The sequence below is a fragment of the Streptomyces sp. NPDC026500 genome (assembly GCF_055567635.1).
Genome location: NZ_JBVHQB010000041.1, coordinates 1 through 25,777, shown reverse-complemented (window position 1 = coordinate 25,777; position 25,777 = coordinate 1). Strand labels below are relative to the sequence as shown.

Here is a 25,777-nt window from a genome sequence, read left to right as displayed (position 1 = left end):
TGTTACACATGGCGCCTATTCGTCACAACCACTCGGACAGCGATCCCGTCCTCGACGCCGTACGCGACTGCGTCCTGGCGGTCGGAGTCCGGCGCACCACCCTGACGGACGTGGCCCGCCGCGCCGGCGTCTCGCGCATGACGCTCTACCGGCGCTGGCCCGATGTGCGGTCGCTGGTCGGCGATCTGATGACCCGCGAGTGGGTGGACGTGGCGACCCGCGCCATGCCGGAGCGGCAGCCGGGCCAGGACACGCGCTCCCTGATCGTGGACGGCCTGGTGACCGGAGTCGAGGCCTTCCGGGCCCACCCGCTCTTCCGCAAGATCATCGACGTCGATCCCGAACTGCTGCTGCCCTACGTACTGGACCGCCGCGGAGCCAGTCAGGAGGCTCTCCTGGGGCTCCTCGCCGACACCCTGACGGAGGGGCACGCCGACGGGTCGGTGCGGCTCGCCCCCACGAGACGGCAGGCCCGTGCCGTGCTGCTCGTGGTCCAGTCCTTCACCCTGTCGCTGCGGACCATGACCGACGAGGACGACCCCGAACTGACCAGCACCGCCTTTCTCGACGAGCTGCGCATCCTTCTGGAGAGGACCCTCACGCCATGAGCCCTACAAGCAGTCCGTCCGGCCCTGCGGCCCCGGCCCCCGGATCGTCGCTCTCCGCCGCCCGCCGCCGACGTGAACTGGCCGAGGCCGCGGACGGCGACGTGGTGGACGTCCTGGTCGTCGGACTCGGCGCCACCGGCGCCGGGGTCGCCCTCGACGCCGCCGCGCGCGGTCTCAGCGTCGTCGCCGTCGATGCCCACGACCTCGCCTTCGGCACGTCGCGCTGGAGTTCCAAGCTCATCCACGGAGGCCTGCGCTACCTGGCCTCCGGGCAGCTCGACGTCGCCCACGAGAGCGCGGTCGAACGCGGTGTCCTCATGGAGCGCACCGCCCCTCACCTGGTGCGCGCCCAGCCCTTCGTCCTGCCCCTGACAGCGCTGGTGTCGCGCGGCCAGGCCTCCCTGGCCTGGGCCGGCTTCCGGGCCGGGGACACCCTGCGGCTGGCGGCCCGCACCTCCAGAGCCACCCTGCCCGCGCCGCGCCGCCTCTCCGCGGTGGAGGCCCGCCACCTGGCACCGTCCGTGCGCCCCGGCGGCCTGCGCGGCGGGCTGCTGTCCTGGGACGGCAAGGTGACCGACGACGCCCGCCTCGTCACCGCGCTCGCCCGCAGCGCCGCCGCCCGCGGCGCGAAGATCCTCACCCGGGTCAGGGCCATGGAGATCGGCGGGACCGGAGCCCGCGTCCGCGACGAACTCAGCGGAGAACAGGGCGAGATCAGGGCCCGAGCGGTCATCAACGCGTCCGGGGTGTGGGCGGGCGACCTGGTCGACGGCATCCGGATCCGCCCCTCGCGCGGAACCCATCTGGTCCTGCGCGCCGACCTGTTCGGGCCGCTGCCCACGGGCCTGCACATCCCGATCCCGGGCGAGACCAATCGGTTCGTCCTCGTCCTGCCGCAGGACGACGGCCGCGTGTACGTCGGCCTGACCGACGAACCCGTCGACGGTGACATACCGGACGTGCCTCAGGTGCCCGAGTCGGACATCGGCTTCCTCCTGGACGTTCTGGGCTCCGCCCTGGACACGCCCGTGAGGCGCAATGACGTCGTCGGCGCCTTCGCGGGCCTGCGCCCCCTGCTGGACACCGCGCCGACACGGTCGGGCGAGACCGCCCGCACCTCCGACATCTCGCGCCGCCACGCCGTCCTCACCTCCGGCGAAGGAGTGATCACCGTGGTCGGCGGCAAGCTCACCACGTATCGGCGCATGGCGCAGGACGCCGTCGACGCGGCGGTCGAGGCCCGGGGCCTGCGTGCCGGTCCCTCGACCACCGCCTCCCTGCCGCTGGTCGGAGCGGCGGCCCCGCACCGTCTCGGCTCGCTGGCCGCCCCCGGCCATCTGATCCGTCGCTACGGAGCAGAGGCCCCCGCCGTCCACGCGCTCGGCGCCCACGATCCCGAGCTGAACGAGCCCGTGGTGCCCGGGCATCCCGTCACGCGGGCCGCGCTGCTGTGGGCCGTGCTGCACGAGGGAGCACTCGACGAGGCCGACCTCCTGGACCGGCGTACCCGCATCGGCCTGGTGCCGCAGGACCGGGCCGCGGCTGTGCCCGCCGCCAGGGAAGCCCTCGACGCGGCCGCCGCCCGGCCCGCCTGACACATCGCCACGGACGGGCCCGGCGGACGGTCCATACCCGCACCCGAAACACCCTCCGGAATCGGTGCGGCAGGCCGGCGGATCTCACGACGGGCTCGCCGCACCGTCCATTGGCGGCACGCACATCGCGTGTCGGCCCGACCACCACGGCTGTGGAGTCCGGGTTCCCGAGACTGACGTCATGAGTGAAGAAGCCGGACCACCGGCGTCCGCCGCACGACGCGAACGTCAGCAGACCGTCGTCATGGCGACCCTCACCGTCCTGGCGGGCGCGGTCGACGCGGTCAGCTTCCTGACCATGGGGCACGTCTTCACCGCGCTGGCCACGGGCAATCTGCTCTTCCTGTCCTTCGCCGTCGCCGGTGAAGGACAGGTGCCGGTGGCCCGCCCCGCCATCGCCCTGATCGCCTTCGTCCTGGGGGCCGCGGCCGGGGCCCTCGCCACCCGCGGTCTCGTGGCACGACACCGGCACTGGTTCGCGGCAGCCCTGGCCGTCGAAGGGGTGCTCCTCGCGCTCGCCGGTGCCACGGCAATGTGGCGGCACGGATCCGGCTCACTAGCCGACCACCCGGACAACCTGGTCATCGCCATGGTCGGCTTCGCCATGGGCCTGCGCGCGGACACCGCCCTGCGCGCGGCTGTTCCCGGCATGCCGACGCTGCTGATCCAGGTGTCGCTGGTCCGCCTCATCCACGGCCTCACCGGCGCCACTGCCGCGACCCCGCAACGGCGTACGACCCGGGTACGGCTCGCCGCGACCGTCGTCGGCATCTTCGCGGGCGGTGCCCTCGGCACACTCATCACGCCATGGGGCACCGGCCACGCGCTGCTCGCCATCGCGGCCGCGGTCCTGATCATCGCCGCACTCAACGTGCTCCTGGCGCGGTACCGCCTGCTGTCTCCTGAGCTCATCGGCTGAACTCCCGCCGGATCGCGCCGCCCCGCGACGGCGAGACGCGGGGGAGGCTGTCCCGATCCGCCAAGTGCCGGGCCGTGGGCGGGAGTACAGTGCCCCGACTCGCCCTCCAAAGGGCGGGCGGGACCGGCGGGGGTAGATGCGGATGTCGCGCCGAGGCGGAGGAGTCGTCGGCCCTTCATGCGGCAAGGCAGTGGCAGCCCTGGCGGCGCTCGTGGCAGCCGTGGCGGTGTTCGTGGCAGCACTGTTGGCGGGCGCGGGCGCCACGCTCCTGGTCAGCGTGCCCAACTTGGGGTATTCGGCGCGATGGGCAGGGACCCCCGGCGTGTTCGTCGTCCGCTCCTGTGTCTGGGCCGGAGCCGCCAAGGAGCGACACAGGGCATGCGCGGGAAGCTTCCGGTCCGATGACGGCAGCATCGTGGATGCGAACGCGACCATCTCCCAGCCGCTCACAGCAGGTGTCGTGATTCCGGTGCAACGCACGTCGAATGGCTCCTACGCGCGGGTGGGGGTCACAGCTTTCTGCGGCTGGCTGGCGGTGGCCCTGTTCGGGACGCTACTGGCGGGCGCCGCGACGATGACTGTCCTCGCGACCACAGGCCGCACCCGATCCCGGGCAGGTTGGAAGGGACTCCTCGCACTCGCGGGCGTCGCCCTCGTCTCCGCCTTGATCGGCGCGGTCACCGGGGCAGTGACGTAATCCTGCACCGGGGACATCCTCAACAGGCTTGAACGGCCGCTGTTCTCTGGGTGCCCGCCGCCAAGCGGCTCCTGGAGCTGGGAGCCAGCCGGGCATGGCAACTGGCGCGAGAGCATCTGAGCTTCCCGAGCCTAGAGAGGAGGCCCGGGCTGACAGGCCGTTGCAGGAAGGACCTTCAGCTTTCCCCGTCCCCTGTCGGGATCAAGTGCGGGGCACGGGCTCCAAGGATGCCGAGCACCTCGTCCAAGGCCGTCCTGTGGAGTTCCGAGAAGAAGTCCCGGTCGATCCTGTCCCGGCGGGCCCAGATGCCGGCGAGCGACTCCGCACAGAGCTGGGCCGGCACGCTGGAGAAGTCCTCGGCGCGGATGGTCCGGATCAGGCCCGCCTCGACGAGCCGGCCGGGGAAGTCCTCCAGGTCCATCGCCGCGTCGTGCTTTTCGTCCTCGCGCGCGTCGGGGTCGTCGAGGATTCCGACGAGCAGGAACGCCCGTTCCTCGGGCGAGATCTCAACCCGGCTCTGCCGTCGTGTCTCATCCGCGGTGCGGGGCCGCCCCCCTCTGAACAGCCCCTCCAGCCAAGCCCTCATCTGCAACAGATCCTCGATTCCGTCCACGATGCGCCGCTGCCGCTGCCGCTGCCGCTGCCGACCACGCCACCGAGGACACCGACAACGACGCGAACAGAGTCTGATCGAGCTGACCAGCGAAGCGATCTCGATCGGGAGAGGCCCGGGTCGGCACGTGGGCAGCGCGGACGCGAGCCCTGGGCGGTGCTTCCGAATCGTTCGCATACGAGGACTGGTGTGATCCGCGGGCGTTGGCCATCGCATCATAGCCAACCGCGACAGCACCGGTTCAGGCTCAGGTTCCGGTTCAGTAAGCATGTGAGGTGTCTTTCAGACGCCTTCGACGGCTCTGGGTACTGGCCGACGCACGGGTGTGTCGTCGGCAGCCGGGACCCGGGTCGACCCGTGAGCCAGCCCTCGATGTTGCCGGATACCGGCAGCCCGGCGGGGGTTCGACGCTGCCGAGCCGCACCCTGAGGACCGCTTGGCGGGGTGTGGTTGAGTGCTCCCCGAACTACGGGGACATGGGGAGCGGCTGTGCAGACGGTGGACAGGTGGGGGTCGGCGCGGATCCGGCAGGCGTGGGGGCGGGCGGCGGCCTGGGTACTGCTCGGAGTGGCCTTGCTGGTGGCGGCTGCGGGGCTGAGCGTCTTCGTTCCCGAAAAGGTTGCTACGGAGAGGGCGTTCCAGGACGCCCGGCCGTGCGGCAGCGAAGCAGCGGCACGGGACGGGGCGAGCTGCATGCGCACGATTCGTGGGACGGTGCTCACCGCCGAGTCGGCCAAGAGCGGCAGGACGACGGTCTTCCGTGTGCGGCTGCGGCCGCCGGTTCCGGCCCCCGCCGATCAGTCGATCGACCTCGACAGGCACGGTGACTTGTCGGAGCTCATCAAGCCGGGGGAGGAAGTGGAGGTCACCACCTGGCGGAACGTTCTGGTCGCCGTCAGCCAGGACGGGGTGCGGGAGACGCTCGGCGGGTTGCCGGACGAGGACGCCAGCTTCTTCGCCGGATTCGCTCTGGTAGGCGTCTGGTCGGCGACCCTGACCTTCATTGCCGCCTTCGGCGCCGTCCGGCGGGCACGCTGTCTCGCCACCGGCCGCCCTGTCCTTCCCCGGGTCTCGTTCGGCAGGGGCAAATACGTGGCGGTGATGGCCGTACCCGTAGCCGCGGCGTTTTGTGCCGGTCACTTCTGGGACACCTGGACGGCAGTGGTCATGACGGTGATCATCTGGGCCGTGGTAGCGGTTCCGGTCACCATCCTCGCCCTGTACTGGGACCGGGAGCCGTCCCCGGCATCCCCGCCCGGCAAGCGGGTCGACGCCGAGCTCAGCCACTCCAACTGAGCCGGCCATTCGGACCGACGCGGCGCGAAGCGGGGTTCAGGGCGCCGGGCGGCCGCGTTGCTTCACGCGGCCGCCCGGAGTCAACGCTCTCGGCGTCGGGCCCGCTCCTTCAATGCCTGTGCCAGGGTGGACAGTTCCTCATGCGTCAGGCGCCCCAGCAACGCGCCGTCGAAGACGACGACGCCCACCCCCACCAGCCAGGACTGGACGACCAGGACGGTACCGAACGGACCGTAGGTGACGGCGCTGGAGGCGATCAGCGGTGAGAAGACCAGCCGCGAGAAGACCCGGAGACCGAGCAGACCCAGTGCCGTCAGGGCCGCGCCGGGAAGCAGGGCCCTCGGGGCGATCCGGCCGCCGAGCAGCATCCACTGCGACCACCAGAAGAAGAGGACGGCGGTCAGGGTCGCGGTGAGCGTGCCGAAGGCCGAGTGGCGCCACAGTGTGGTGGTCGCGGACACGTAGAGGGATCCGATGAGCGCGGCGAGCCACAGCACTTGGCGCCATCTCGCGTACCAGCGGGCCGGGGGCAGGTCCCAGACCTTCTCGTAGCCGGTCTGTACCGCCGCCCCGAAACTCAGACCGAAGACGGCGAGGGCGGCAAGTCCGAACGCCGTCGTGGTCTGCAGTACCTGTGCGGGCCCCGCGAACAACCGCGCGACCTGGTCCCGGGCGGCGCTCGATACGCCGAGCCCGTCCCCCAGCCACTGCGCGAACCCCCGTCCGTGCGCCGGGTCGGCGGCGGAGACGACGATCAGGAGCGGCACGAGGGTCAGGAATCCGAGCGCCGCGAAGCCCAGCGACCTCTGGCCCAGTTCGATCTCTCTGCTCCGCCGCCATCCCCGGCCGGCCGAGGAATCACGCAGCACCCGACACAGCCGTGCCCGCACGGTCGGTCCGTCGTGGTGGTCGGCGGCAGCTTGGGCCTTCTTCGGCATGCAGGTCGATTACCACAAATGGGGACGGCGCCAACAGTTCCGGGAGAAGCCCGTATTGGTCCCGCCGCTGCCGGACACCTGCGCGGGGCGGTCGCCGGTGGGCCGTCCATGCCCCGCGTCATGGGTCGGCCCGGCCGGACGTCGAGCCGTCCCGCCGGGCCGAGGAGTACCACGGTGGGGTCAGCCCAGTGCGAACTTCTGGGCGGCCGCTCCGTTGCAGTCCCAGATCTGCAGACGGGTGCCGTTGGCCGTGGCGCCGTCGGGAGAGTCCAGGCAGCGGCCCGACTGCGGGTTGAGCAGGGAGCCGTCGGCCTGTTGCTGCCAGATCTGTCCCCCGGCCGTGTTGCAGTCCCAGAGTTCGACCTGGGTGCCGTTGGCGGTGCCGTTGCCGTTGATGTCGAGGCAGCGGCCCAGCGTGTGCATCCGGCCGTCCGAGCTGTGGAACCAGTGCTGGTCGACCGCGTACGACTGGCAGCCCCACAGCTGTACGGCGGTGGCGTTGGACCCGTTGTCGTCCCCGGCCACGTCGGCGCAGGTGCCGCCCGATCCGATGACGGGCGCGCCCGCGTTGACGGCGAACCGCTGGGCGGCGGAGCCGTTGCAGTCCCAGATCCGCAGGCGCGTGCCGTTGGCCGTGGCGCCGTTGGGGGAGTCCAGGCAGCGGCCCGACTGCGGGTTGAACAGCGAGCCGTCGGCGCGCTGCACCCACTTCTGTCCTCCGACCCCGTTGCAGTCCCAGAGTTCGACCTGGGTGCCGTTGGCGGTGCCATTGCCGATGATGTCCAGACAGCGGCCGATGGTGGCCAGGGACCCGTTGGCGTTGTGCGTCCAGTACTGGTCCTCGGCGTAGGACTGGCAGTTCCAGAGCTGTACGGCGGTGCCGTTCACGCCGGTGTCGTCCGCGGCGACGTCGACGCACTGGTTTCCGGGGCCGGTGATGGTGGCCTGCGGTCCGTTGGGGATGTTGGTCTGGCCCGAGTAGCCGACGGAGACGATGTTCGCCTGGACGGCGTTCTCGGCGGCGTCGGTCGGATAGCCCGCGACCATGACGCCCTCGAAGAACGTCCCCATGTTCCAGTTGCTGTTGTCGCCGCCCGTGCCCAGGATGATGCCGCCCTCCTGCTGCATCGGCCGGTAGCCGCCCCGTGTGGGCAGTGCTCCGTCCCACCAGGTCGTCAGGCCGCCCGCTTGCGCGTTGCCGCCCTTCAGCGCGTACGTGGTCTGCCCGTTGTTCTTCAGGACGGCCGTGACGTACGTGCTGTTGTTGCCCTTGTTCGCGGTGTTGGAGCCGTTGTCGCCCTGGAACATGCCGTTCTCCAGGTCGGCTTCGATCCAGGGTCCGGAGCCGCTGCAGGGCGCGAAGTAGCAGGTGGTGGCGATGGACACGGCGTCCATGTGGCCGTTGCCGGTGTCGGCCGGGGTGGACTCCGCGTTGCCGTAGTCGAAGCAGCAGGCGGAGCCGACGTGGGTGCCGCTGGCGACCATGTAGGCGCCTTCCGGCTGGCCGTTGACGGCGGCGCCCGACGCGGCGCCGTGCGAGCGATAGCCGACCCCGGGGGAGATCCAGATCCCGTACACCTTGTGGCCGCCCGCCGTGACCGACAGCTCACTCGCGTCCGCACCCCGGTCGGCACCCATTCCGGCCGTACCCGCGGGGCCGGGGAACAGGTCGTTGTGGCGGGACGTCTGGTCGTACACCTTCGAGATGCTGCACGTGGTGTTCGCGCAGAAGCTGTCCTGCTGGGCGGCGTTCGCGTAGCCGCCGGCCGACAGCAGCCCGATGTCGGAGGTCGCGCCGTCGGAGGCGCGGGTGACTTGATAGAGCGGGCCGTTGTACGCGGAGAACAGCGCGCGTGTCGTGCTGTGGGCGGCGACGCACGGGGTGCCCGCGCCGGCGTAGACGTCGCAGGGCTGTGATCCCGCCGCCTGGGCGACGCCGGGCATGCCGACCAGGACGGTCACCAGGAGGCCGAGGGTGGCGACGACGGACAGCAGTGCGCGACGCAGTCGAGGGAGTCGGGGTGCCGGCCCGGCCGCCGGAGACGGGAAGAGACGCGAGGAGGCAGATCTTCTTCTGCGCATGTGTGCTCCCAAGGTGGAGGATGGAGCTACAACTCGCCCTCGGAACAGCGGAGTTCAGGCTGCCTGACGACTGAGTCGGAAGTTACGCGCGTTGGTTGATTGCGTCAATATTTGTTGCTTTCCTTTCTGGTCGGCCCTTCCCTGTGTCCGAACGTGTGGCTTTGGGGCGATCGCGGGTGGCGTGGCGGTCGACTCCGGCGCGGCCTTGTCGTCGTACCCGAATGCCGGTGGCGACCCGGACGTATGGGGTGCTGCCGCCGCGTACCGCCCGCCGCGACCCGGGCCGCCTCCGGAGCGGGACCGACCTACTTCGGCTGGATCGTCCCGTAAGTCGGCAGGTCCCCAGGGGATGCCCTGAACAGCGGTGTGCGACCCGGAAATTGAAAAGCCTACGACGACCGAAAAGCGCCTACTGCGGCCTGCCGGAGTTTTTTTGACCGGCTCTGCTGTGCAACATTCGGGCGAGGTCGAGTAACACCCTTGGAGGGGAAACGCGTTGTCGCCCACCACGGGATCCGAACACCGGTCCCTGCACGTCCTCACACCATCCAGTGACGAATCCCTTACCACCGAATGGGCCGGTGGAAAAGGGAAGAACCTGCACACCCTGACCGCGTCCGGATTTCAAGTACCTCGCTGGTCGATCATCGGCCTGGACGTATTCGCCGAATTCTGCCGCGACAGCGGACTGGACGAGCACCTGGCGCGGCTGCTCGCCGACGGCTGGGAGTCGAACCCCGGCCAAGTCGCCGCGGAGATCGCGCTTCTCATCGAGGCCGCGCCGATCGCGGACCGCGTCACCGACGCCATCGGACTGGCCTACGGACTGGCCGGCGGCGGCGTGGTCGCCGTCCGATCGTCCGGCGCGCAGGAGGACGGCACACGCCACTCCTTCGCCGGCCAGTTCGACAGCTTCCTCAACGTCCGCGGCCTCGGCGAGGTCGTCGCCCACGTCCGCCGCTGCTGGGCCTCCGCGTTCTCCGAACGCTCCCTGCGCTACCGCGCGCAGCACCGGCTGCCACCCGACGCCGGTGGTGTCGCCGTCATCGTGCAGCGCATGGTCGCCGCCGAGCGCAGCGGCGTGCTGTTCACCGCCGACCCGACGACCGGACGCTCCGACCGGCATGTCGTCAGCGCCGTCCACGGGCTGGGGGAGGGGTTGGTCTCGGGCGCGGTCGACGCCGACACCGTCGTCCTCGACGCAGCCACCGGCGAGCCGCTGACCACGGTGATCGGCGACAAGCAGGAGCGCTACGACGCCGGATCCGGAGCCGGCTGCCGGGTGTCACCCGTCGTCGGCGAGGCTCGCGCCACGGCGGCCCTGACCCCCGCCGACCTCGCCCGGCTGCACGAGACCGGCGTCCGCGTCACCGCTCGGTACGGCGCCCCCCAGGACATCGAATGGGCCATCGCCGAGGACACGCTGTGGATCCTGCAGAGCCGGCCGGTCACCACCCTCGGTCCGGCGAGCGGCACCGTGCCGGAGCCCGGGGGAGACCTGCGGATCTGGGACAACTCCAACATCATCGAGAGCTTCAGCGGCGTCGTGTCCCCGCTCACCTACAGCTTCGCCGCCGACACCTACGCGAAGGTATACGACAGTTACGCCCGTGCCCTCGGTGTCCGCGGCGAGCAACTGCGCGCGGTGCAGGAGTGGACCCCGCACCTGCTCGGCTATGTCCACGGACGGGTCTACTACAACCTCTTCCACTGGTACCGCATGGTGCGCCTCGCCCCGCTGTACCCGCTCAACCGGCGCGTCCTGGAGAAATCCCTCGGCGTCGCCGAGGGCATTTCCGACGAAGTCGCCGACACGCTCCATCCGTTCACGCCCGGGTCCGGACTGCGCGGCCGGGTCTCACGCCTCACACGCACGATGATCTTCGCCGGTAGATTTCTCACCATCAGGAAATCCGTGGAGACGTTTCACCGAGATTTCTATCGCGCGTACACGGTATTCAACAATGTCGACTACGACGCACTGCCCGGAGACGAGACCTACCGCCGATTCCGGCGGCTGCAGCGGGAACTCATCGAGAAATGGGGCCCGATGCAGGTTCTGGACGCGACGATCCTGCTCTCCGTCGGTCTGCTCGCCCTGCTCACCCGCAGATGGCTTCCCGCGGCACCCGAATGGTTCACCTGGGCCGCGGCAGCCCCCGGCGGCGCCGTCGAGTCCGCCGAACCGGTGTGGGCACTGCGCGAGTTGGCCGCCCGAGCGCGCGCCGACGCCGGCATCCTGCACCTGCTGGAGCACGCCCCCGACTCCGACGTCCGACGGGCGCTGCGCGACGCGGGCCACACGCGGTTCCTGGCCGCCGTCGACGCGTACATCGCCGACTACGGCTACCGCAGCCCCGACGAACTCAAGCTGGAGGTCCCCGACCTGCACGAGAACCCGGCAGGACTCTTCACGCTGCTGCGTGACGCGCTGCCGGAGACCGGTGACAGCCACGCGCCGGACCGCGGAGGCGAGGCCGACGCCTACCTCGACCAGCATCTGCGCGGCCCACGCCGCCTGTTGTACGAACGAGTGCGGGGCAAGGCCCGCACGGCGCTCACCGACCGGGAACGGCTCAGGTTCTGCCGTACCCGCGCCTTCGGAGCGGCCAAGCGCATGCTGCGCGCACTGGGCCGCGACCTGGCGCGCGCCGGTGCCATCGACGCCTGGGACGACGTGTTCCTGCTACGCCTGGAGGAGGTCCGGGGCGCCTACGAGGGCATGATCGCCCACACCGAACTGCGGGATCTGGTCGTGCTGCGCCGCAGGCAACTCGCCGCCGACAAGGCGCTGCACGCCCCTTCCCGCTTCACCACCCGCGGCGCCCCGTACTGGTCGGGCAACCTGGAACGGGCCGGCTGGGCGGGCGGCCCGGCCGCCCGCAGCGGTGCCCGCGAGCTGAGCGGCGTCCCCTGCTGCCCCGGCGTCGCCGAAGGGCCCGCCGTGGTCACCGACACCCCGCGCGACATCGGCGGCGGCATCCTGCTCACCTACCGCACCGACCCCGGGTGGGTGACCGCGCTGTCCTCGGCCGCCGCCCTCGTCATCGAACGCGGCAGCCCGCTCACTCATGTCGCGGTCGTGGCGAGGGAGTTGGGGATTCCGACCGTGGTTCAGGTGAAGGGCGCCACCACCGAGATCCGAACCGGCACCCGGCTGCGGGTCGACGGCGCCGCCGGGACGGTCACCGTCCTGGCCGACCCGCCGAGCGACAGCACGACCGCCGCCCCGGACAGCCCCCGAACGGAGACACATCAGTGATCCTCAGCGAGGAACGGCTGCAGGACCTGCTCGACAAGTCCCTTGCCGAACTGCCCCCCGGCACCGAGTGGGCCGTGACCCTGGAAGGCTCCATCGCGGAGGGATTCGGCAACCCCTCCTCCGACATCGACTTCCTGCTCATCGGCCGCAGCGACGACGACCTGCCGACCATGCCGTCGCTGCTGTTCGTGGACGGCCGACGGGTGGAGATCCGGACCCGTTCGGTGCGCCAACTCGCCGACCAGTTACGGGCGGTGGAGGTGGGTGCCAAGCGGCCCGGCCGGCTCTCCGAGGATCTCCTCAACCGCTGCCAGCGGGTGCTGCACAGCCACCCGCTGCGCGGCCACGCCCTGGTCGAGGAGGTGAAGGCGACCATGCCCGTGGAGCGGTTCCGCCGGATCTCCGCCGACTGGTGGGCGCACCGGGCCCGTCAGTCACTGCGGCACGCGATGGCGCTGCTGTGCCTCGGCGAGAGCGACGAGGCCGTCGGCTGGACCCGCGCCGCACTCGTGCAGAGCGTCAAGTCATGGGCGGCCGGCCTGGGCGAGACCTATCTCGAACCCAAGTGGCTGTCCATGCAACTGGACCGGGCCGGCCGGCCGGACATACGCGACCGTTACTGGGAGCTGGAAGCGGCCGCTCTCCAGGGCGGCGAAGCAGACACCGACGCCGCCCATGCCCACCTGACCGCCTGCCTCGACTTCGCCGAGGAACTCGGACTCACCGGCGTTCCCCGGCAGTCCGAGCGGCTCACCGTCCACCGCGTGGCCGGGGTGACCACCTGGCAGACCGGCGACCGGGTCCACGTAGTCCGCGGCCGGCGCGACGTGTTCGCACTCGGCGACGACGCCGGAGCCGTCTGGCGCTCCCTCGTCCTGGGCAGACCGTTGCCGCGCGTGCTGGCCGAGGCGGCCGGCACCGGGGTCAGCGGCCCCGGCACGCTGCTCGCCGTCTTCCTGCGCTACGGACTCGTCCGCCTCGCCTGGAAGGGCGGCGGCACCGTCACGCCCTCGCTGCCGCTCGCCGCCCCGCCCGGCCCCGTGACCCCGCCGCCCTCCACCGCACAGCCGCTGCTGTCGGTGCGCGGCGCGGCCGTCGGCGGACCGCGCGCCGTCGACCTGATGCCCGTGCCGGCCGACCGGTTCGCCGCCGCCGCCATGGCCCTGGTGTGGTCCAACGTGGTCGTCGAGAACGCCGTCGAGGATCTGACCGGGGCCCTGCAACGCGGCCAGTGGCGGGTCGCCGAACTCACCGCGCGCCGCGCCGTGTACGCCGCGCTGCGCGGACTGGCCAGCGCGCACGGGGTCAACCCGCTGCCCGCCGACTCCGACCTCGTACGCCGTATGGATCTGCTGCCGCCCTCCACATGGCCGATCGGGGTGCGCGCCGGGGAACTGCTGCAGCTCGGGGTGGACTCGGCGAAGGACGGCGACGCACTCCTCGGGGAGCTGCGCTTCTTCATCGCCCTGGTACGCGGGGCCGTGGGCGCCGACTCCTTCCCGTTCTCCTTCGACTCCGCGGACACCTGGCGGGCGACCCTGCAACTCGGCCACGACTGGCTGCGCATCGGCGCCCATCTCGGCGCGGAGCTACCCATCGAAGAGGCCCGCGACCTGCTGGCCGGCGACGGGGCCCAGCCCCACCAGGCCTCGTGACGGCACCGGGCTCCGGGACAACACCCCACCCCACTTTCCGCACGGAGGATGCACCGATGCCCGATCCGATGGCGTCCGATCCGATGGTCTCCGAACCGATGGCGTCCGATCCGATGACGGTGCTGGTGACCGGTGCCAGCGGTTTCGTGGGCGCCGAGGTGACCGCCCGGCTCACCGCCGCGGGCCACACCGTGCTGGCGCTGCTGCACCGCAACGGCGACCTTGTCCGCAACAACGGCAGAAAGCTGACCGCCGGTCCGGGCACCGTCACCCGGATCACCGGCGACATCACCCGCCCCGGCCTCGGGCTGAGCGACGACGACGGGCGGCTCGCCGCCACCGCCGACCGGATCGTGCACTGCGCCGCCGTCACCGACTTCGGCCTGCCGCAGGACCGGTACGAACGCATCAACATCGAGGGCACCCGGCACATCCTGGACCTCGCCCTGGCAGCGCGTACGCCCCTGGTGCACGTCAGCACCGCCTACGTGTGCGGGGAACGCGACGGCACCGCCCGCGAGGACGAGCTCGACCTCGGCCAACGCCCCGGCAACGACTACGAGAAGAGCAAACTGGCCGCCGAGACGCTGGTCCGCAAGGCCGCGACGGACGGCCTGCCCGTGACCGTGGTGCGCCCGAGCATCGTCACCGGCGCCACCCGCACCGGCCGCGTCCGCGACCTCAAGACCATCTACCCCGTGCTCCGGGTCCTCACCAGGGGCCTGGTACGCACCGTGCCCGGCCACCATGACGCCGTCCTCGACCTGGTCCCCGTCGACCGCGTCGCCGACCTGGTGACCGCCGCCGCCACGCGTTTCCAGGACGTCAAGGGCCGCACCCTGCACGCCGTCGGCCACGAGCTGACCCTGCGGGACATGTCCGACGTCCTCGCCGAGTACCCGTCCTTCCACGTGCCGCGGTTCGTCCCCCCGTCCGCGTTCGCCGCCGCGGCCCTGCCCGACCGCGAACGCCCCTACTACGACCGCGTCGTCTCCCTGTACGCCCCCTACTTCCGGCGCCGAGTCCGCTTCGACGCCACCCACGCCGAGGCCTTCGGCCACCGTCGGGCGCCGTCCGGCGGACAGGCCTACCTGCGGCGCCTCCTCGACCACTGCCTCGCGACCGGCTACCTCGGCCCGCCCCGGCGCAAGGAGCCGGCCGCCGCCCGACCCGACGGGAGCACCCACCGATGACCTCCGCCCACCTTGCCGCGCCCCCGCACGGCATACCCGTGTCCCCCCTGCTGACCTGCCACCCCGACAAGCAACGGCTGTACGGCGCCGACACCTACTACCAGGAGAGTCACGAACAACTCGCCGCCCTCACCGGCGACATCACCGGCTTCGCCCACCGGCACGCCGCGCTGCTGCTCAAGCCGGACGCCGTCGTGGCCCGCAGGCTGGACGCGGCCGTGGACTGGCTGACCGCGCAGGGCTTCAGGATCGTCGGCGCGGCGGTCACCCGGCTGACCCGCACCATGATCCGCTCCCTGTGGTACTTCCAGTGGAACCTCGCCACCCCCTACCGCAGGCGGCTGGCCGCGCTCTTCCTTGAGGACGCCGACGCCCTCGTCCTCCTCGTCCGCCCCTATGACGACCTGGGCGTGCCCGCCTCGGTCGAACTCACCCGGCTCAAGGGGCCCACGGACCCGGACGCCCGCCGGCCCGGCCAGCTGCGCCATGTCCTCGGCCGCTACAGCTACTTGCTGAACCTCGCGCACACCGCCGACGAACCCGCGGACGTCCTGCGCGAGTTGGCCGTCCACTTCGACGACACCGCGCGCGACCGCCTCTTCCGCTCCGCCCTCGCCGACGAGGACCGCACCGCACACGCCCTGGAGTTGACCGGCCGCCTGTACGCCGCCACCAAGCCCCGGGACCTCGACTTCGACCCCGCCGTCGCACGGCTGCGCGACGCCGTGTCCCGGCACGGGGGCGCCGACCCGGCTGCCGCCCCGCGCCTGCTGCTCCAGACCGCGTGGGAACGAGGGATCGACCTCGACCCCTGGGACGCCGTCATCGTCGGCTCAAAGGTGCTCCCCATGCGGCAGCCAGGCCGGGCACCCGTGCTGGACGGAGCCGACGCGGACACCTGGCGCCGCCACCTGGACACCGTCCGCGCCACCGCGAACTGAGGAGCGGCCCATGCAGTTCACCCGGACACTTCCCAAGGAACTGGTGCACCGCTCCGCGGTCGCGGAGGTCTTCCTGACCGACGCCGAGCGCCACGGCCAGGACGACATGCTGCTGGCCGCGCGGTTCCCCAGCCGACACGCGTTCTACGACGACACCCTGGGCAGCCCCCGCCCCCACCACGATCCCTTCCTGCTGCTCGAGGCGTGCAGGCAGGGCATCTTCGTGGTGGCCCACCGCCACCTCGGCGTCCCGCTGGGCCACAAGTTCCTGCTGCGAGCGGTGGAGTTCGAGGTGCGGGAACCGGCTGCCCTCGCCCGCGGCGACCGCGCCACCGAGGCGGTCATCACCACCCGGGTCGAGCAGCGGTACCGCACGAGGGCCGGAGTACGGGGCCTGCGGCTGCACTTCACCCTGACCGTGGGCGGACGCGAGGCCCTGCTGGCCCGCATCAGCTACTCCTGGATGCCGCCCGAGGACTGGACCAGCCTGCGCGCCGGACAGCGCGGGGCACTCGGCCTGCCCGCCGTGCCGGTCGCACTGCGCGGACCGCACGTCGACCCCGCCCTCGTCGGCCGGCGTGCCCCGGCCAACACGGTCATCTCCCCGCCGCGCACGGGGAACGACGGGACCCACACGGCGCACGTGTTCGTCGAGACGACGCACCCGACCCTGTACGACCACTGGGTGGACCACGTGCCCGGCATGCTGGAACTCGAAGCCTTCCGCCAGCTCGCCCTGCGTGCGGCCGTGGCCGCCGGAACCGTCCGCGCGTCCGGAGCGCTGCCGGTCGCCCTGGCCGCGCGGTTCCGCCGCTTCGCCGAGATGGACCTGCCGCTGGAGTGCAGGACAGCTCCGGTGCTGCCCGGCGCCGCCATCGAGTGCACCCTGCGCCAGCCCGGCGCCCTGACCGCGGAGGCCCGGATCAGGCTCGCCGATCCGGACACCGCCGGTCCGGCGCGTGCCCTCGCGGCGCCGAGGGCCCAGGCGGCCGCCTGAGCCGGGGGCCCGCACCCGACTCCCAGCCGACACGCACGCGACATTCACCTGACCGGAGGGCCCCGCAGTGACCACCGTCGCCGCCCCACAAGTGCCCGCCAGACTGGGCCGGTTCGTGCTGCGCATGTTCCGGCCGCAGATCTACGTCACCTACGGACTGCTCTGGGTCCTCGCGCTGGAGGGTTCGGCGGTGGCCGTGACCGATACGGCCTGGCATCCGTCCGGGGCCACCTGGGTGCGGGTCGTCAGCGTCGTACTGGCGCTGCTGTTCCTGCGGATGCTGGACGAGCAGAAGGATCTCGCCCACGACCGTGTCCACCACCCGGACCGGCCGCTCGTCACCGGCGCGATCACCGCGACCGAACTGCGCGGCGCGATGGCGGTGATCGCCGTGGTGGTGACGGGCCTGAACGCCGCCAGGTCGGTCACCGACGCACTGCTGATCCTCGCCGCCTTCGTGTACGGGCTCTTCCTCGCCGCACTGGAAAGCCTGTCACCAGCGGTACGCGAGCGGCAGCTGCTCAACCTGGCTGTCACCTACCCGGTGCAGTTGCTGCTCGGCGGCTACGTCTACGGCTCGCTCGTCGCCGCGGGGACCGTCACCGCGGACTGGCGCTGTGCGCCGCTGCTCGCCCTGTGCGCCTGTGTCTTCCTGCACTTCGAGTTCGCCCGCAAGACGGCCTGGGAGGCATCACCCGGTGCCCGCCTGTACTCGGCCGGCCTCGGCCCGCGCCGCGCCGCCGTGGTCACCGCGGGCTTCGCGGCCGGGGCGGTCGGCTGCCAGGTCCTGCTGTTCGCGCCGCGGGGCCCGCTCGGGCTGCTGCCCTGCCTGGCGGCCGTCCTGCCCGCCCTGGCCACCCGTCGGTTCCTGACCGCCGGGCGCGGCGGGTGGCCGCTGCCCGCCGCGACGGCTTTCGTCGTGGCCACGTACCTCGCACTCGTCGTCCGGGCGGTACTGCTGCCATGAGCGACGAACTTCCCTTGTCCTGCGAGGAGTTGCTGACCACCACGCGATGCGTGCGGCACGGCCTGGACCTGGACCGGGCGGTGGACCCGGACCTGGTCAAGGACTGTCTGCGCATCGCCCTGCAGGCCCCCAACGGCAACAACCGGCAGAACTGGCGCTGGATCCTGCTCACCGACCCACGGATCCGCTCTGACGTCGCCGACGTTTACCGGACCGCGTTCTACGACCGCAACCTCGCCGAACTGGAACGGCTCTCGGAGCTGCCCGAGGCCTCCCGCTCCGTGCTCACCGCCGCCCGTGCGCTGGCCGACCGGCTGCACCGGGTGCCGGTCCTGGTCATCCCCTGTCTCGAAGTGCCCGACGGACGCCTGCCGTCGGGCAACCAGGCAGGTCTGTGGGCGTCATTGCTGCCCGCCGCCTGGAGCTACGCGCTGGCGGCCCGCAGCCGCGGTCTGGTCACCGCCTGGACGGCGGTCCACCTGGACCGTGAGCGGGAGGTGGCCGACCTGCTGGGTCTGCCGCCCACCGTCCGTCAGGGCGCGCTGCTGCCGACGGCCCATCCGCTGCGCGGCACGTTCCGGCCGGGGCCGCGGCTGCCGTTGGAGCAGGTCCTGCACCACGACGGCTGGCAGGGCGGCCGACCCGCGTGAAGGTCAGGGCCGGTCGGCGAGTACGGCGCCGGGATCGACGGTGCGGCCGACGAGGCGCTGGGCGGCGTCCAGGAGGGTTACGCCGTTGCGGCTGCTGTAGGTGCGCAATGCCGTAAGGGCGTCGGCCATGCCGAGATCGCCGTGCTCGGCCAGGATTCCCTGGGCCATCTCGACGGTGGCCTTCGCCGCGACGGCGGCCTGGACCCGGGTGAACACATCGGCGGGGCGTACGGGATCGCGATCCCAGTGGAACAGGGCGACGGCGGCCACGTCGGCGAGCGCCTGGGCCACGCGCAGTTCGCCGACCGAGCGGCCGCCCGGCTGAGCGCACAGCAGGCCGACCGCGCCGATGGCGTGGTGGTTGACGCGCAGCGGCAGCGCGTGCGCGGCGCCGAAGCCGGCACTCACCGCCAGCGGGGCAAGGCGCGGCCAGCGGTGATCGCCGGCGGCGAGATCGGTGGCGTCGACAGCGGTGCCGGTGCAGTAGCTAGCCGCCTTCCTGCGCAGCGGCGGCGCCTCGGCCAACCTGTTCAACTGCTCAAGCAGGTTCAGGTAGCGGGGCGTGGCGAGCGCGTCCAGGGTGTGTCGACGGCCCTCGGCCTGCCGCGCCGCGTCCCAGGCCTGCAGCCGTGCGTCGACCGGGCCGAGGACCAGTTCACCGGGAAGTTCCCGCACGCCGGAGGTCAGCCGCTCCCGGAGCACCTCATGGTCGCGCTCCACACCGAGTTCGGCGCCGAGCCACCTCAGATCCAGCCGAACGGGGTCGGTGACCTCATGGTCGAGGACGGATCGGTAGGAGCGCAGGCAACTGCGCAGACGGCGGGCCGTGGTGCGCATCCGGTGCACGGCGTCGGGCAGGTCGCGACGCACAGCGGGGTCGAGGTCCGTGAGGGCGTCGACCAACCGGCGAACGTACGTGAGCACGTGATCGCCGGCCGATCCCGGGGCGACCCCGGCGCGCGCATCCTCCGTGCCTTCGAGGAGGGGCGTCGTCTCGGACAGGGCACGGACGACTTTCGAGGGGCACTGCGCGCGGTCGACACCGTTCTTCCGGAGGACCTTTTCGATGGCGTCCAGGAGCGCAGGATCACCGTCGTCGGCGAGTTCGACCTCCATCTCCGTCCACTTCGTGTGCGCGTCGTCGTCCAGCAGCGAGTCGGCCCGCACCGCATCCGTACTCAGCTCGGCCAGGACGTCACCTCCGGCGTCGAGAAGTCGGCGCAGGGATCGGGTGGAGCGGATCCGCACGACCGGCCGCAGCTCTGCGCCGCGGGTGCGCGAGAGAGCCAGGTCCCGCAGGTCTTCAGGGACCTCTTCTGATGACAGGGGGAGGCGGATCTCCTCCCGGGTGTCTCCCTCCCGGGGTAGCTTCAGGTGCCAGCCGGCGTCGGTGCCGCCCCTCCGGCGCCGCAGGGACGCCCTGGTGCGTGCCAGGCGCAGGTCGTCGGTGTCGTAGTGGACGGCATCCAGCTCCTGCGTCGCATGTTCTGCGAGCGAGGCGACCCGGTCCACTCCCGTCAGCTCGGGCAGACATGAGATGTCGTCCCCCGGCGGCGCCGCGTACTTGCGTTCTGTCTCTCGGGTCGACTGGACCATACAGATCGCGTTGACACATTCCCTGGTCTCAAACTCGACGTGCGCCACTTCGCGGGTTCACCTTTGCGCGCGTGGTGGATCGGAGGCCGACGAGACCCGTAGCGTTCCAGCAGCTCGCCTGCGCGACGTACGAGACCACGACCGCGACGATCACCAGCGGCATGACGGGTGCCGCGCTGCCAGAGAGGTCGGTCACTGGGTCGGACCACAAGCCGTGGGCCGGCGCGCTGCTACCAGCGCATGTCGAGCGCAGTGGGCTCTCCTCGGGGTTCTGGAGTGAGCTTGTCGACCGTCGCCGGGTGTTGTCGAGCCACCCTCCGAGCCGGACAGAAGCGCTGCTCTCGCCGTTCTGTTCCCACCGGCCAGTTCTTCGACGTGTTTGCGCGGGACGTTCAGGTGGCCTTCGCGCGCATGGAACCAGCGGGTGGCGGCGAGGTGAGTGGTCCACCGGTCGGCCGGGGTCCGTCACGCCGGCTGCGTCGCCGCTCGCCTCCTGGACCCTCCCCAACGACCCCGCCGTCGTCACCACCGCCCGCAGCCTCACCAGTCGCCAACTGAGTACCTGGGGCCTGCAGGACCTTGACTTCACCACCCAGCTGATCGTGAGTGAACTGGTCACCAATGCCATCCGCTACGCCACCGGACCCATCCAGCAGCGCCTGATCCGGGACCGCGCCCTCATCTGCGAAGTCACCGACGGCAGCAGCACCGCCCCCCACCTGCGTCACGCGGATCTCACCGACGAGGGCGGCCGAGGGCTCTATCTGATCGCGCAGCTGACCAACCGGTGGGGTACTCGCTTTGCCGTCCGAGGCAAGACAATCTGGGCAGAACAGGCCCTACCGTAAGCACCCCGTCGGTCCTCCGTACCAGGGTCAGGGGAAAGGGCGGCGCTGGAGCGTGGTGGCCGGGAGAAGCGCCGGGTCAGCGGGTGAAGGTGACCCGGCGCTCCTTGAAGGCGGCGCAGTTGGAGCCGGTCACAGTCGCAGCTGCCCCCCCGGCGACCTACTTCCCCGACTTCCTCACCCTGGCCGAAGCGAGTCAGGGGCTGGACAACGGACTTGACGCGATCCTCGGCACCCCGCTGGGCAGGGTCCGCCACGCGGTCTGCTCGCCCAGGTCAGGAACGTACCCGCGGACATGTACCGGCTGGCCGACAACGCGGAACTGGTCGCGGTGTTGCACAAGTACCACAACGCCGTCATCGTCCCTACGTCGACCGCATGCAGGCCCGCGTCGACGCCGAGTGCGCCCGCCGGGACGCGATCTGCTGCACGGCGGAGCCGAGGCGCCTCTCGGCGGACTGAAGCCCGCCATGCAGTGGAAGACCCCCGTCCTGGAGTCGAGTACAAGGGAGGCGCCTGGACCGGGACCTGCACCTGGGCGGCCGCGGCCCTCCTGATCCCCTCCTACTTCTGCTGGCAGAAGCCGGTCTCCTTCGTCGACCAGGATCTGCCGCCCGTCCTGCTCTATCCGCCGGCGCCGTCCGCTCCTGCGCCTCAGCCCCGCCCGGCCGACGCGTCGTTGTCGGCACTGCTCGGACGCACCCGCGCCGCGATACTGCGCACGGTGAGGCACGGCGCGACCAACTCCGAGATCGCCCGCGCCGTGTCGGTGTCCACGGCCAACGCCAGCTGTGACCTTGGCCGGTGACACGGTGTCGGCGACCGACGCCGAAGATCCCTTGCGTAGGACGGGCGGCCGTGTCCGGCCCACCCTCTGGTTCTTGTCCGACTCGGGGCCGGCCTTGTTCATCTCCTTCGACCAGACGGTGGCGAAGATGGCGATCGCCTGCCCACCAGAGCGGGCAGGAAAGCGATATCCAAGCCCAGACTCATGCCGTTGTCGCGCACGAACCCGCGCACCCCGCGGCGGTTCGTCGCCTCGTGGCTGCCCTGCCCTGGCTGTCGGGCGGGGACGGCTGTGCGGCGGTCATCGGGGCACCAGTCCCACCGCGGTGAAGTAGGCCAGGCCCCCCGGCGGACAGGACCGCCGTCTGACAGGTCCTCCTCGTTGATGGCCTGGGCGCACTGCTTCCTTTTCGAGTCCTCGACCTCGCTGCGCGTGGCTCTTCCCACCCAGAGGGCCCCCGCCGCTTCGGGAAATACTCTGAAGCGGCGTGACAGGAGGCGGCATGCGGGTACGCGGAATGTGATCGTCCTTGGCGGAGCGGCTGCCGGGCCGCCGGTGTGGAAGGAGAGCGTCATGCCGCGGGGTTCCAACGCGAAGCGTGAGCGTCAATACGAGCACATTAAGGAAAGCGCCGAGAAGCGCGGCACCTCCGAGGGGCGGGCGAAGGAGATCGCGGCGCGCACGGTGAACAAGGAGCGCGCCCGCTCGGGAGAGTCGAAGTCGGCGAGCAAGACCTCCACGAAGGACCCGAAGTCCGCCTCCCAGCGCGGCGGTGAGCGTTCCCACAGCGGTTCCCAGGGGCCGACGAAGGACCAGCTGTACGCGGAGGCGAAGAAGCGCAACATCGACGGTCGTTCGTCCATGAACAAGAAGGAACTGGCCAAGGCCCTCGGCCGCTGACCGGTCGGCGCAAGCCACCCCAGCACGCAGCCGGTAAGGCGTCCTCGCGTGCGGCTGCCAGTAAGGAGACTCATGTCTTCCCCCGCCCCAAGCCCCAGCGCCCGGCGGGCGAGAAGAATCCGAAGACCGCTGGCGAGGAAGTCCTGCACGAGGTCGAGGAAGCAGAGACCCAGGACGTCGACGGTCATGAACGGCGCGAGCAGGACCGCGAAGCGTCGGACGCTCTGACCTCGAACGAAGATGCGAAGGTCGCCCGGCCGGTCAACGGCTACACGGATGCTCTTCCGCTGCCGACCAACGCTGCCGCGCAATGAACTGGGTGCGGCAGGCCTGCGTGGGCCGGACCCGGAGACGCGGTGATGGGAGCGGCCGGCGCCGACGTCCCGGAAATGCTTCGGCCGCCCCGGAGGTACCGGGACGGCCGAGAGCGGAGGGGGATCCGGTCAGTGGCTGCCGGCGAGTTCGCCGCTGAGCTTGCCGTGGAGGTCGGCGCTGGGGGTGGCCGACCAGATGGCACCAGGCAGGCAGGTCCAGCGGGGCGGTCGGCGATCACGGGGGTGGTTGCCTTTCTTGCTGTGGCCGGTGTTCGGGCACCAGCGTGCGGGATGGTCAGGTGGGCTGGGGGCGGCCGAAGAGGAGGTCGTAGCCGGCGGGGAGCTGGAGCAGGATCTGCCCCAGCAGGTCATCGCCGGCGGCGTCGGCGACGGTGGACAGCACGGCGCTGACGTCCCAGGCCGCGGTCTGCTCGGTGGCGCCCTCGATCCAGGCGGCGCTCGCCCGGACGAACCGCTCCGGGGGCAGCGGTTCGGCGCTCTGCAGCGGGTTGAGCAGGATCAGGGCAAAGCTCTCAGGTAGGCGCGTCGCGAGCTGGGCACGGACCTCGCCGACCAGGTGCGCGCCGAGCAGGGCGAGCACCACGCGGGCCGCGCGCTCTGCTTCCTCCGCAGTGCCGTATTCGCCGCGTTCCATCACGTGGTCGAGGAACGCTTCGCGTCGCAGAGTCATCTCGCCGCCGCCCCTTCTTCTTTGGACTGCCACGGGGGTGCGGAGGGCGGGGTGAGCGGGGAGATCAGATGCCCGTCCTCCGCACCGGTCCGGCCGGTGTCAGCCGGAGATCTCCTTGCGGCCGGAGCCGACGCCGATGGAGATCTTGCGGGGCTTGGCGCGCTCGGCGATGGGGATGCGCACGGTGAGCACGCCCGCGTCGTAGTCGGCCTTGATGTGCTCGGTGTCGAGGGTGTCGGCGAGCACGATCTGGCGGGAGAAGACGCCCAGCGGCCGCTCGGACAGTTCCATCTGCACGTCGTCGGCCTTCGTCACCGGCCGCCGCTCGGCCTTGACGGTGAGCATGTTCCGCTCGACGTCGATGTCGATCGCGTCCGCGGTGACACCGGGAAGGTCGAAGGCCACCACGTACTCGTCGCCCTCGCGGTAGGCGTCCATCGGCATCGCCGATGGCCTCGACCAGGTGCCCGGGCCCATCAGCTGCTGCGCCAGCCGGTCCAGCTCACGGAAGGGGTCAGTGCGCATCAACATCGTGAAAACACCTCCAGCAGGTTCAGGCAGTTGCTGCCAATGCGCTTCACTGACACCGTTGTAACATGTCATCCCATGGATGACAAACACGATGTCGTCTACGTGATGACAATCCGGGGGAGGTGCCCGTGACCGCAGCCGACCAACTGCCCACGACCAGCACGAACGCCCAGAGCCCGGCGTCATTCCTCGCCGCCGCAGCGGCCCTGCACGCCATAGATGTCGCCCTGCGCGATGCCCAGCGAGAGTCCCCGGACACGCCCGTAGGTCCCGGTCCCGGGCCGGAGCAGGCGCTGGCCTCCCTGGTGCTGCTGCGGCAGGTGCGCGAGCAGCTCGGCGGGTGGGAGACCGGCCTGATCGAAACGGCCCGGGACGCAGGAGCCAGCTGGGCGGACCTCGCCCATCCCCTTGGCGTCGCCAGCCGCCAGGCAGCCGAGCGCCGCTATCTGCGCGGCCGTCCCGGCCCTGCCGGAACCACCGGCGAGCAGCGCGTGACGGCCACACCCACAGGGTCTTCAGCCAGTCTGAGCCTGTTCGGCGCGAGCCCGCGTCTGAGCAAGACGTAGGAATCGGTTTCGGTCTCAATCATGTTGCCGCCGAAGATGAGGCAGTGGACGACGGCCGCGCAGAGCCGCGGATCGGTGAACGTCCTGGTCCAGCCGCCGAACAACTCGAGCATGCGCGGCGTGAGCGCGAGTGGGCTGCGCAACCGGCCCCGAGCCTGACCCCGTGCCCGAAGCTCCGCCGTGTGCGCGGTGCGGTGGACCGGTCACCAGCCAGGACGGCGAGGACGACGTCCTGTTCGCCCGGCTGGAGGACGGCCGGCACTGCCCGACCTGCCGGACCGACATGCGCCAGTACCCGACGCTGTGTTCCGCGCTGTTCGGGCGCCGCTCGTGCGAGGGGTAGCCCGGCCCCGTCCAGAGCGCGGTCGGAACCGGGCTACGGCTGAGCGCTCCAGACCGGGCAGCGGGGCTCGAGTCCTCAGAAGGTCGCACATCGGGTTCGGTCCCAGTGCGCGATCTCAAACGAAACGACGTCTGCCGTCGACAGGTACGCCACGGGCCGTCAGCGCGCTGGTGATAGGGAATGCGCCGGCCAACCGGCCTGACGGTGAGACGGCCCGGACCACGAGGGGGGAGGGGCGGTTCCGGGCCGCCACCCGACCAAAGTGCCCCGAGTTGACGGCCGCCGCTACACCAGCGACGGCACACGGGTGAGGGCCGCAACGGGTCACCAGTAGTAGCGGGTGAGGGGCCCGGGACCACAGGACGCGGATCGGGCCCGGCGATCGTGCGCATCCGAAGGGAGAAGTCGGATCCGCGCGACGTCCCCTCCAACGATCTTCGGAGCTGACGGACACGACCTCGGCCAGGTTCCGGCCTCGGAGCTGCTCATCGTGTCCAATCAGGATCCCCCACGCCTGACTGCCCGGTGCGGGCGCCGTGCTTGTGCCCTCGACCTAGCCCGCCAACCCTTCCGGACGGTCCATCATCGTCTCTGTTCGGGACCGACTTGTTCCTCACCAGGGACACGAAAATCTGTGTTGGCTGGAGTAGACATTGGTTGATCGTCTGGCTATGGTTTCTCTCGTAGTCGAGATCGGCAAGGCCCGGCAGACACGAACTGCCGGGCAGTGGAACCGGTAGTTGCAGTTGGCAGGACGGTGCGGTGGTGGAGTTCCGAAGCCAGGGTTGTCG

General features: G+C 71.1%; 21 protein-coding genes and 3 pseudogenes. 17 read left to right on the top strand and 7 right to left on the bottom strand.

The window, feature by feature from the left end; genetic code table 11:
- Window positions 1–8 precede the first annotated feature (8 nt).
- From ACZ4N5_RS40730 to ACZ4N5_RS40715, 4 genes are all read left to right on the top strand, one after another.
- Entirely contained in the window at window positions 9–608 is a 600-nt protein-coding gene (locus ACZ4N5_RS40730; RefSeq protein WP_467762020.1) for a TetR/AcrR family transcriptional regulator, read from the top strand.
- On the top strand, window positions 605–2,203 hold the full coding sequence (locus ACZ4N5_RS40725; protein WP_467762019.1) for a glycerol-3-phosphate dehydrogenase/oxidase: 1,599 nt from the start codon (window positions 605–607) through the stop codon (window positions 2,201–2,203). Before ACZ4N5_RS40730 ends, ACZ4N5_RS40725 begins: the two co-directional genes overlap by 4 nt.
- A 181-nt stretch (window positions 2,204–2,384) precedes the next feature.
- Entirely contained in the window at window positions 2,385–3,122 is a 738-nt protein-coding gene (locus tag ACZ4N5_RS40720) for a YoaK family protein (RefSeq protein ID WP_467762018.1), read from the top strand.
- Window positions 3,123–3,342: 220 nt separating this feature from the next.
- A complete protein-coding gene (locus tag ACZ4N5_RS40715; protein WP_467762017.1) occupies window positions 3,343–3,819 on the top strand; it encodes a hypothetical protein in 477 nt (158 codons plus the stop codon).
- A 175-nt stretch (window positions 3,820–3,994) separates the two neighbouring features.
- On the opposite strand, the gene ACZ4N5_RS40710 is transcribed toward ACZ4N5_RS40715, so the two are convergent.
- On the bottom strand, window positions 3,995–4,405 hold the full coding sequence (locus ACZ4N5_RS40710) for a hypothetical protein (protein WP_467762016.1): 411 nt from the start codon (window positions 4,403–4,405) through the stop codon (window positions 3,995–3,997).
- A gap of 720 nt (window positions 4,406–5,125) precedes the next feature.
- Here ACZ4N5_RS40710 and ACZ4N5_RS40705 point away from each other — a divergent pair.
- Complete coding sequence (locus tag ACZ4N5_RS40705) at window positions 5,126–5,728, top strand: hypothetical protein (RefSeq protein ID WP_467762015.1); 603 nt, start codon at window positions 5,126–5,128, stop codon at window positions 5,726–5,728.
- Window positions 5,729–5,808: 80 nt separating this feature from the next.
- Here the strand turns inward: ACZ4N5_RS40705 and ACZ4N5_RS40700 are convergent, their stop codons facing one another.
- The gene (locus tag ACZ4N5_RS40700; RefSeq protein ID WP_467762014.1) at window positions 5,809–6,666 is read right to left on the bottom strand and encodes a ribonuclease BN; all 858 of its coding nucleotides are present in this window, start codon (window positions 6,664–6,666) and stop codon (window positions 5,809–5,811) included.
- 180 nt (window positions 6,667–6,846) lie between these two features.
- Window positions 6,847–8,748 carry an arabinofuranosidase catalytic domain-containing protein gene (locus ACZ4N5_RS40695; RefSeq protein WP_467762013.1) on the bottom strand — a complete coding sequence of 634 codons (1,902 nt, stop codon included), beginning with the start codon at window positions 8,746–8,748 and terminating at the stop codon, window positions 6,847–6,849.
- 496 nt (window positions 8,749–9,244) lie between these two features.
- Between ACZ4N5_RS40695 and ACZ4N5_RS40690 the strand changes: the two genes are divergently transcribed.
- From ACZ4N5_RS40690 to ACZ4N5_RS40660, 7 genes are all read left to right on the top strand, one after another.
- The gene (locus ACZ4N5_RS40690; protein WP_467762012.1) at window positions 9,245–12,010 is read left to right on the top strand and encodes a phosphoenolpyruvate synthase; all 2,766 of its coding nucleotides are present in this window, start codon (window positions 9,245–9,247) and stop codon (window positions 12,008–12,010) included.
- Window positions 12,007–13,665: a nucleotidyltransferase family protein gene (locus ACZ4N5_RS40685; protein ID WP_467762011.1), complete on the top strand. Its 1,659-nt coding sequence runs from the start codon at window positions 12,007–12,009 to the stop codon at window positions 13,663–13,665. Before ACZ4N5_RS40690 ends, ACZ4N5_RS40685 begins: the two co-directional genes overlap by 4 nt.
- A gap of 56 nt (window positions 13,666–13,721) precedes the next feature.
- A complete protein-coding gene (locus ACZ4N5_RS40680; RefSeq protein ID WP_467762010.1) occupies window positions 13,722–14,858 on the top strand; it encodes an SDR family oxidoreductase in 1,137 nt (378 codons plus the stop codon).
- Window positions 14,855–15,799, top strand: coding sequence for a nucleoside-diphosphate kinase (locus ACZ4N5_RS40675; protein ID WP_467762009.1), 945 nt, complete (start codon window positions 14,855–14,857; stop codon window positions 15,797–15,799). Before ACZ4N5_RS40680 ends, ACZ4N5_RS40675 begins: the two co-directional genes overlap by 4 nt.
- A 10-nt stretch (window positions 15,800–15,809) precedes the next feature.
- Window positions 15,810–16,796, top strand: coding sequence for a ScbA/BarX family gamma-butyrolactone biosynthesis protein (locus ACZ4N5_RS40670; RefSeq protein ID WP_467762008.1), 987 nt, complete (start codon window positions 15,810–15,812; stop codon window positions 16,794–16,796).
- Between the two features lie 67 nt (window positions 16,797–16,863).
- Complete coding sequence (locus ACZ4N5_RS40665) at window positions 16,864–17,763, top strand: UbiA prenyltransferase family protein (RefSeq protein WP_467762007.1); 900 nt, start codon at window positions 16,864–16,866, stop codon at window positions 17,761–17,763.
- Entirely contained in the window at window positions 17,760–18,413 is a 654-nt protein-coding gene (locus tag ACZ4N5_RS40660) for a nitroreductase family protein (RefSeq protein WP_467762006.1), read from the top strand. Before ACZ4N5_RS40665 ends, ACZ4N5_RS40660 begins: the two co-directional genes overlap by 4 nt.
- Window positions 18,414–18,416: 3 nt before the next feature.
- Here ACZ4N5_RS40660 and ACZ4N5_RS40655 read toward each other — a convergent pair whose 3' ends face one another.
- Window positions 18,417–20,009, bottom strand: a complete 1,593-nt coding sequence (locus ACZ4N5_RS40655; protein ID WP_467762005.1) for a CHAD domain-containing protein — start codon at window positions 20,007–20,009, stop codon at window positions 18,417–18,419.
- A gap of 485 nt (window positions 20,010–20,494) precedes the next feature.
- Between ACZ4N5_RS40655 and ACZ4N5_RS40650 the strand changes: the two are divergent.
- The 3 genes and pseudogenes from ACZ4N5_RS40650 to ACZ4N5_RS40640 all read left to right on the top strand — a co-directional run.
- Window positions 20,495–20,857 (top strand): annotated as a pseudogene (locus ACZ4N5_RS40650) (ATP-binding protein); the annotation flags it as partial.
- Between the two features lie 472 nt (window positions 20,858–21,329).
- Entirely contained in the window at window positions 21,330–21,662 is a 333-nt protein-coding gene (locus ACZ4N5_RS40645; RefSeq protein ID WP_467762004.1) for a hypothetical protein, read from the top strand.
- Between the two features lie 552 nt (window positions 21,663–22,214).
- Complete coding sequence (locus ACZ4N5_RS40640) at window positions 22,215–22,541, top strand: plasmid stabilization protein (protein ID WP_261709731.1); 327 nt, start codon at window positions 22,215–22,217, stop codon at window positions 22,539–22,541.
- Window positions 22,542–23,150: 609 nt separating this feature from the next.
- Here ACZ4N5_RS40640 and ACZ4N5_RS40635 read toward each other — a convergent pair.
- Complete coding sequence (locus ACZ4N5_RS40635; protein ID WP_467762003.1) at window positions 23,151–23,546, bottom strand: DUF2267 domain-containing protein; 396 nt, start codon at window positions 23,544–23,546, stop codon at window positions 23,151–23,153.
- 99 nt (window positions 23,547–23,645) lie between these two features.
- Entirely contained in the window at window positions 23,646–24,077 is a 432-nt protein-coding gene (locus ACZ4N5_RS40630) for an Hsp20/alpha crystallin family protein (protein ID WP_467762002.1), read from the bottom strand.
- A 128-nt stretch (window positions 24,078–24,205) separates the two neighbouring features.
- Here ACZ4N5_RS40630 and ACZ4N5_RS40625 point away from each other — a divergent pair.
- Window positions 24,206–24,580, top strand: a pseudogene (locus ACZ4N5_RS40625) (type III effector protein); the annotation flags it as partial.
- 12 nt (window positions 24,581–24,592) lie between these two features.
- Here the strand turns inward: ACZ4N5_RS40625 and ACZ4N5_RS40620 are convergent.
- Window positions 24,593–24,750: pseudogene (locus ACZ4N5_RS40620) on the bottom strand (IS21-like element helper ATPase IstB); the annotation flags it as partial.
- A gap of 56 nt (window positions 24,751–24,806) precedes the next feature.
- Between ACZ4N5_RS40620 and ACZ4N5_RS40615 the strand changes: the two are divergent.
- A complete protein-coding gene (locus ACZ4N5_RS40615) occupies window positions 24,807–24,986 on the top strand; it encodes a hypothetical protein (protein ID WP_467762001.1) in 180 nt (59 codons plus the stop codon).
- The last annotated feature ends 791 nt before the right edge of the window (window positions 24,987–25,777 follow it).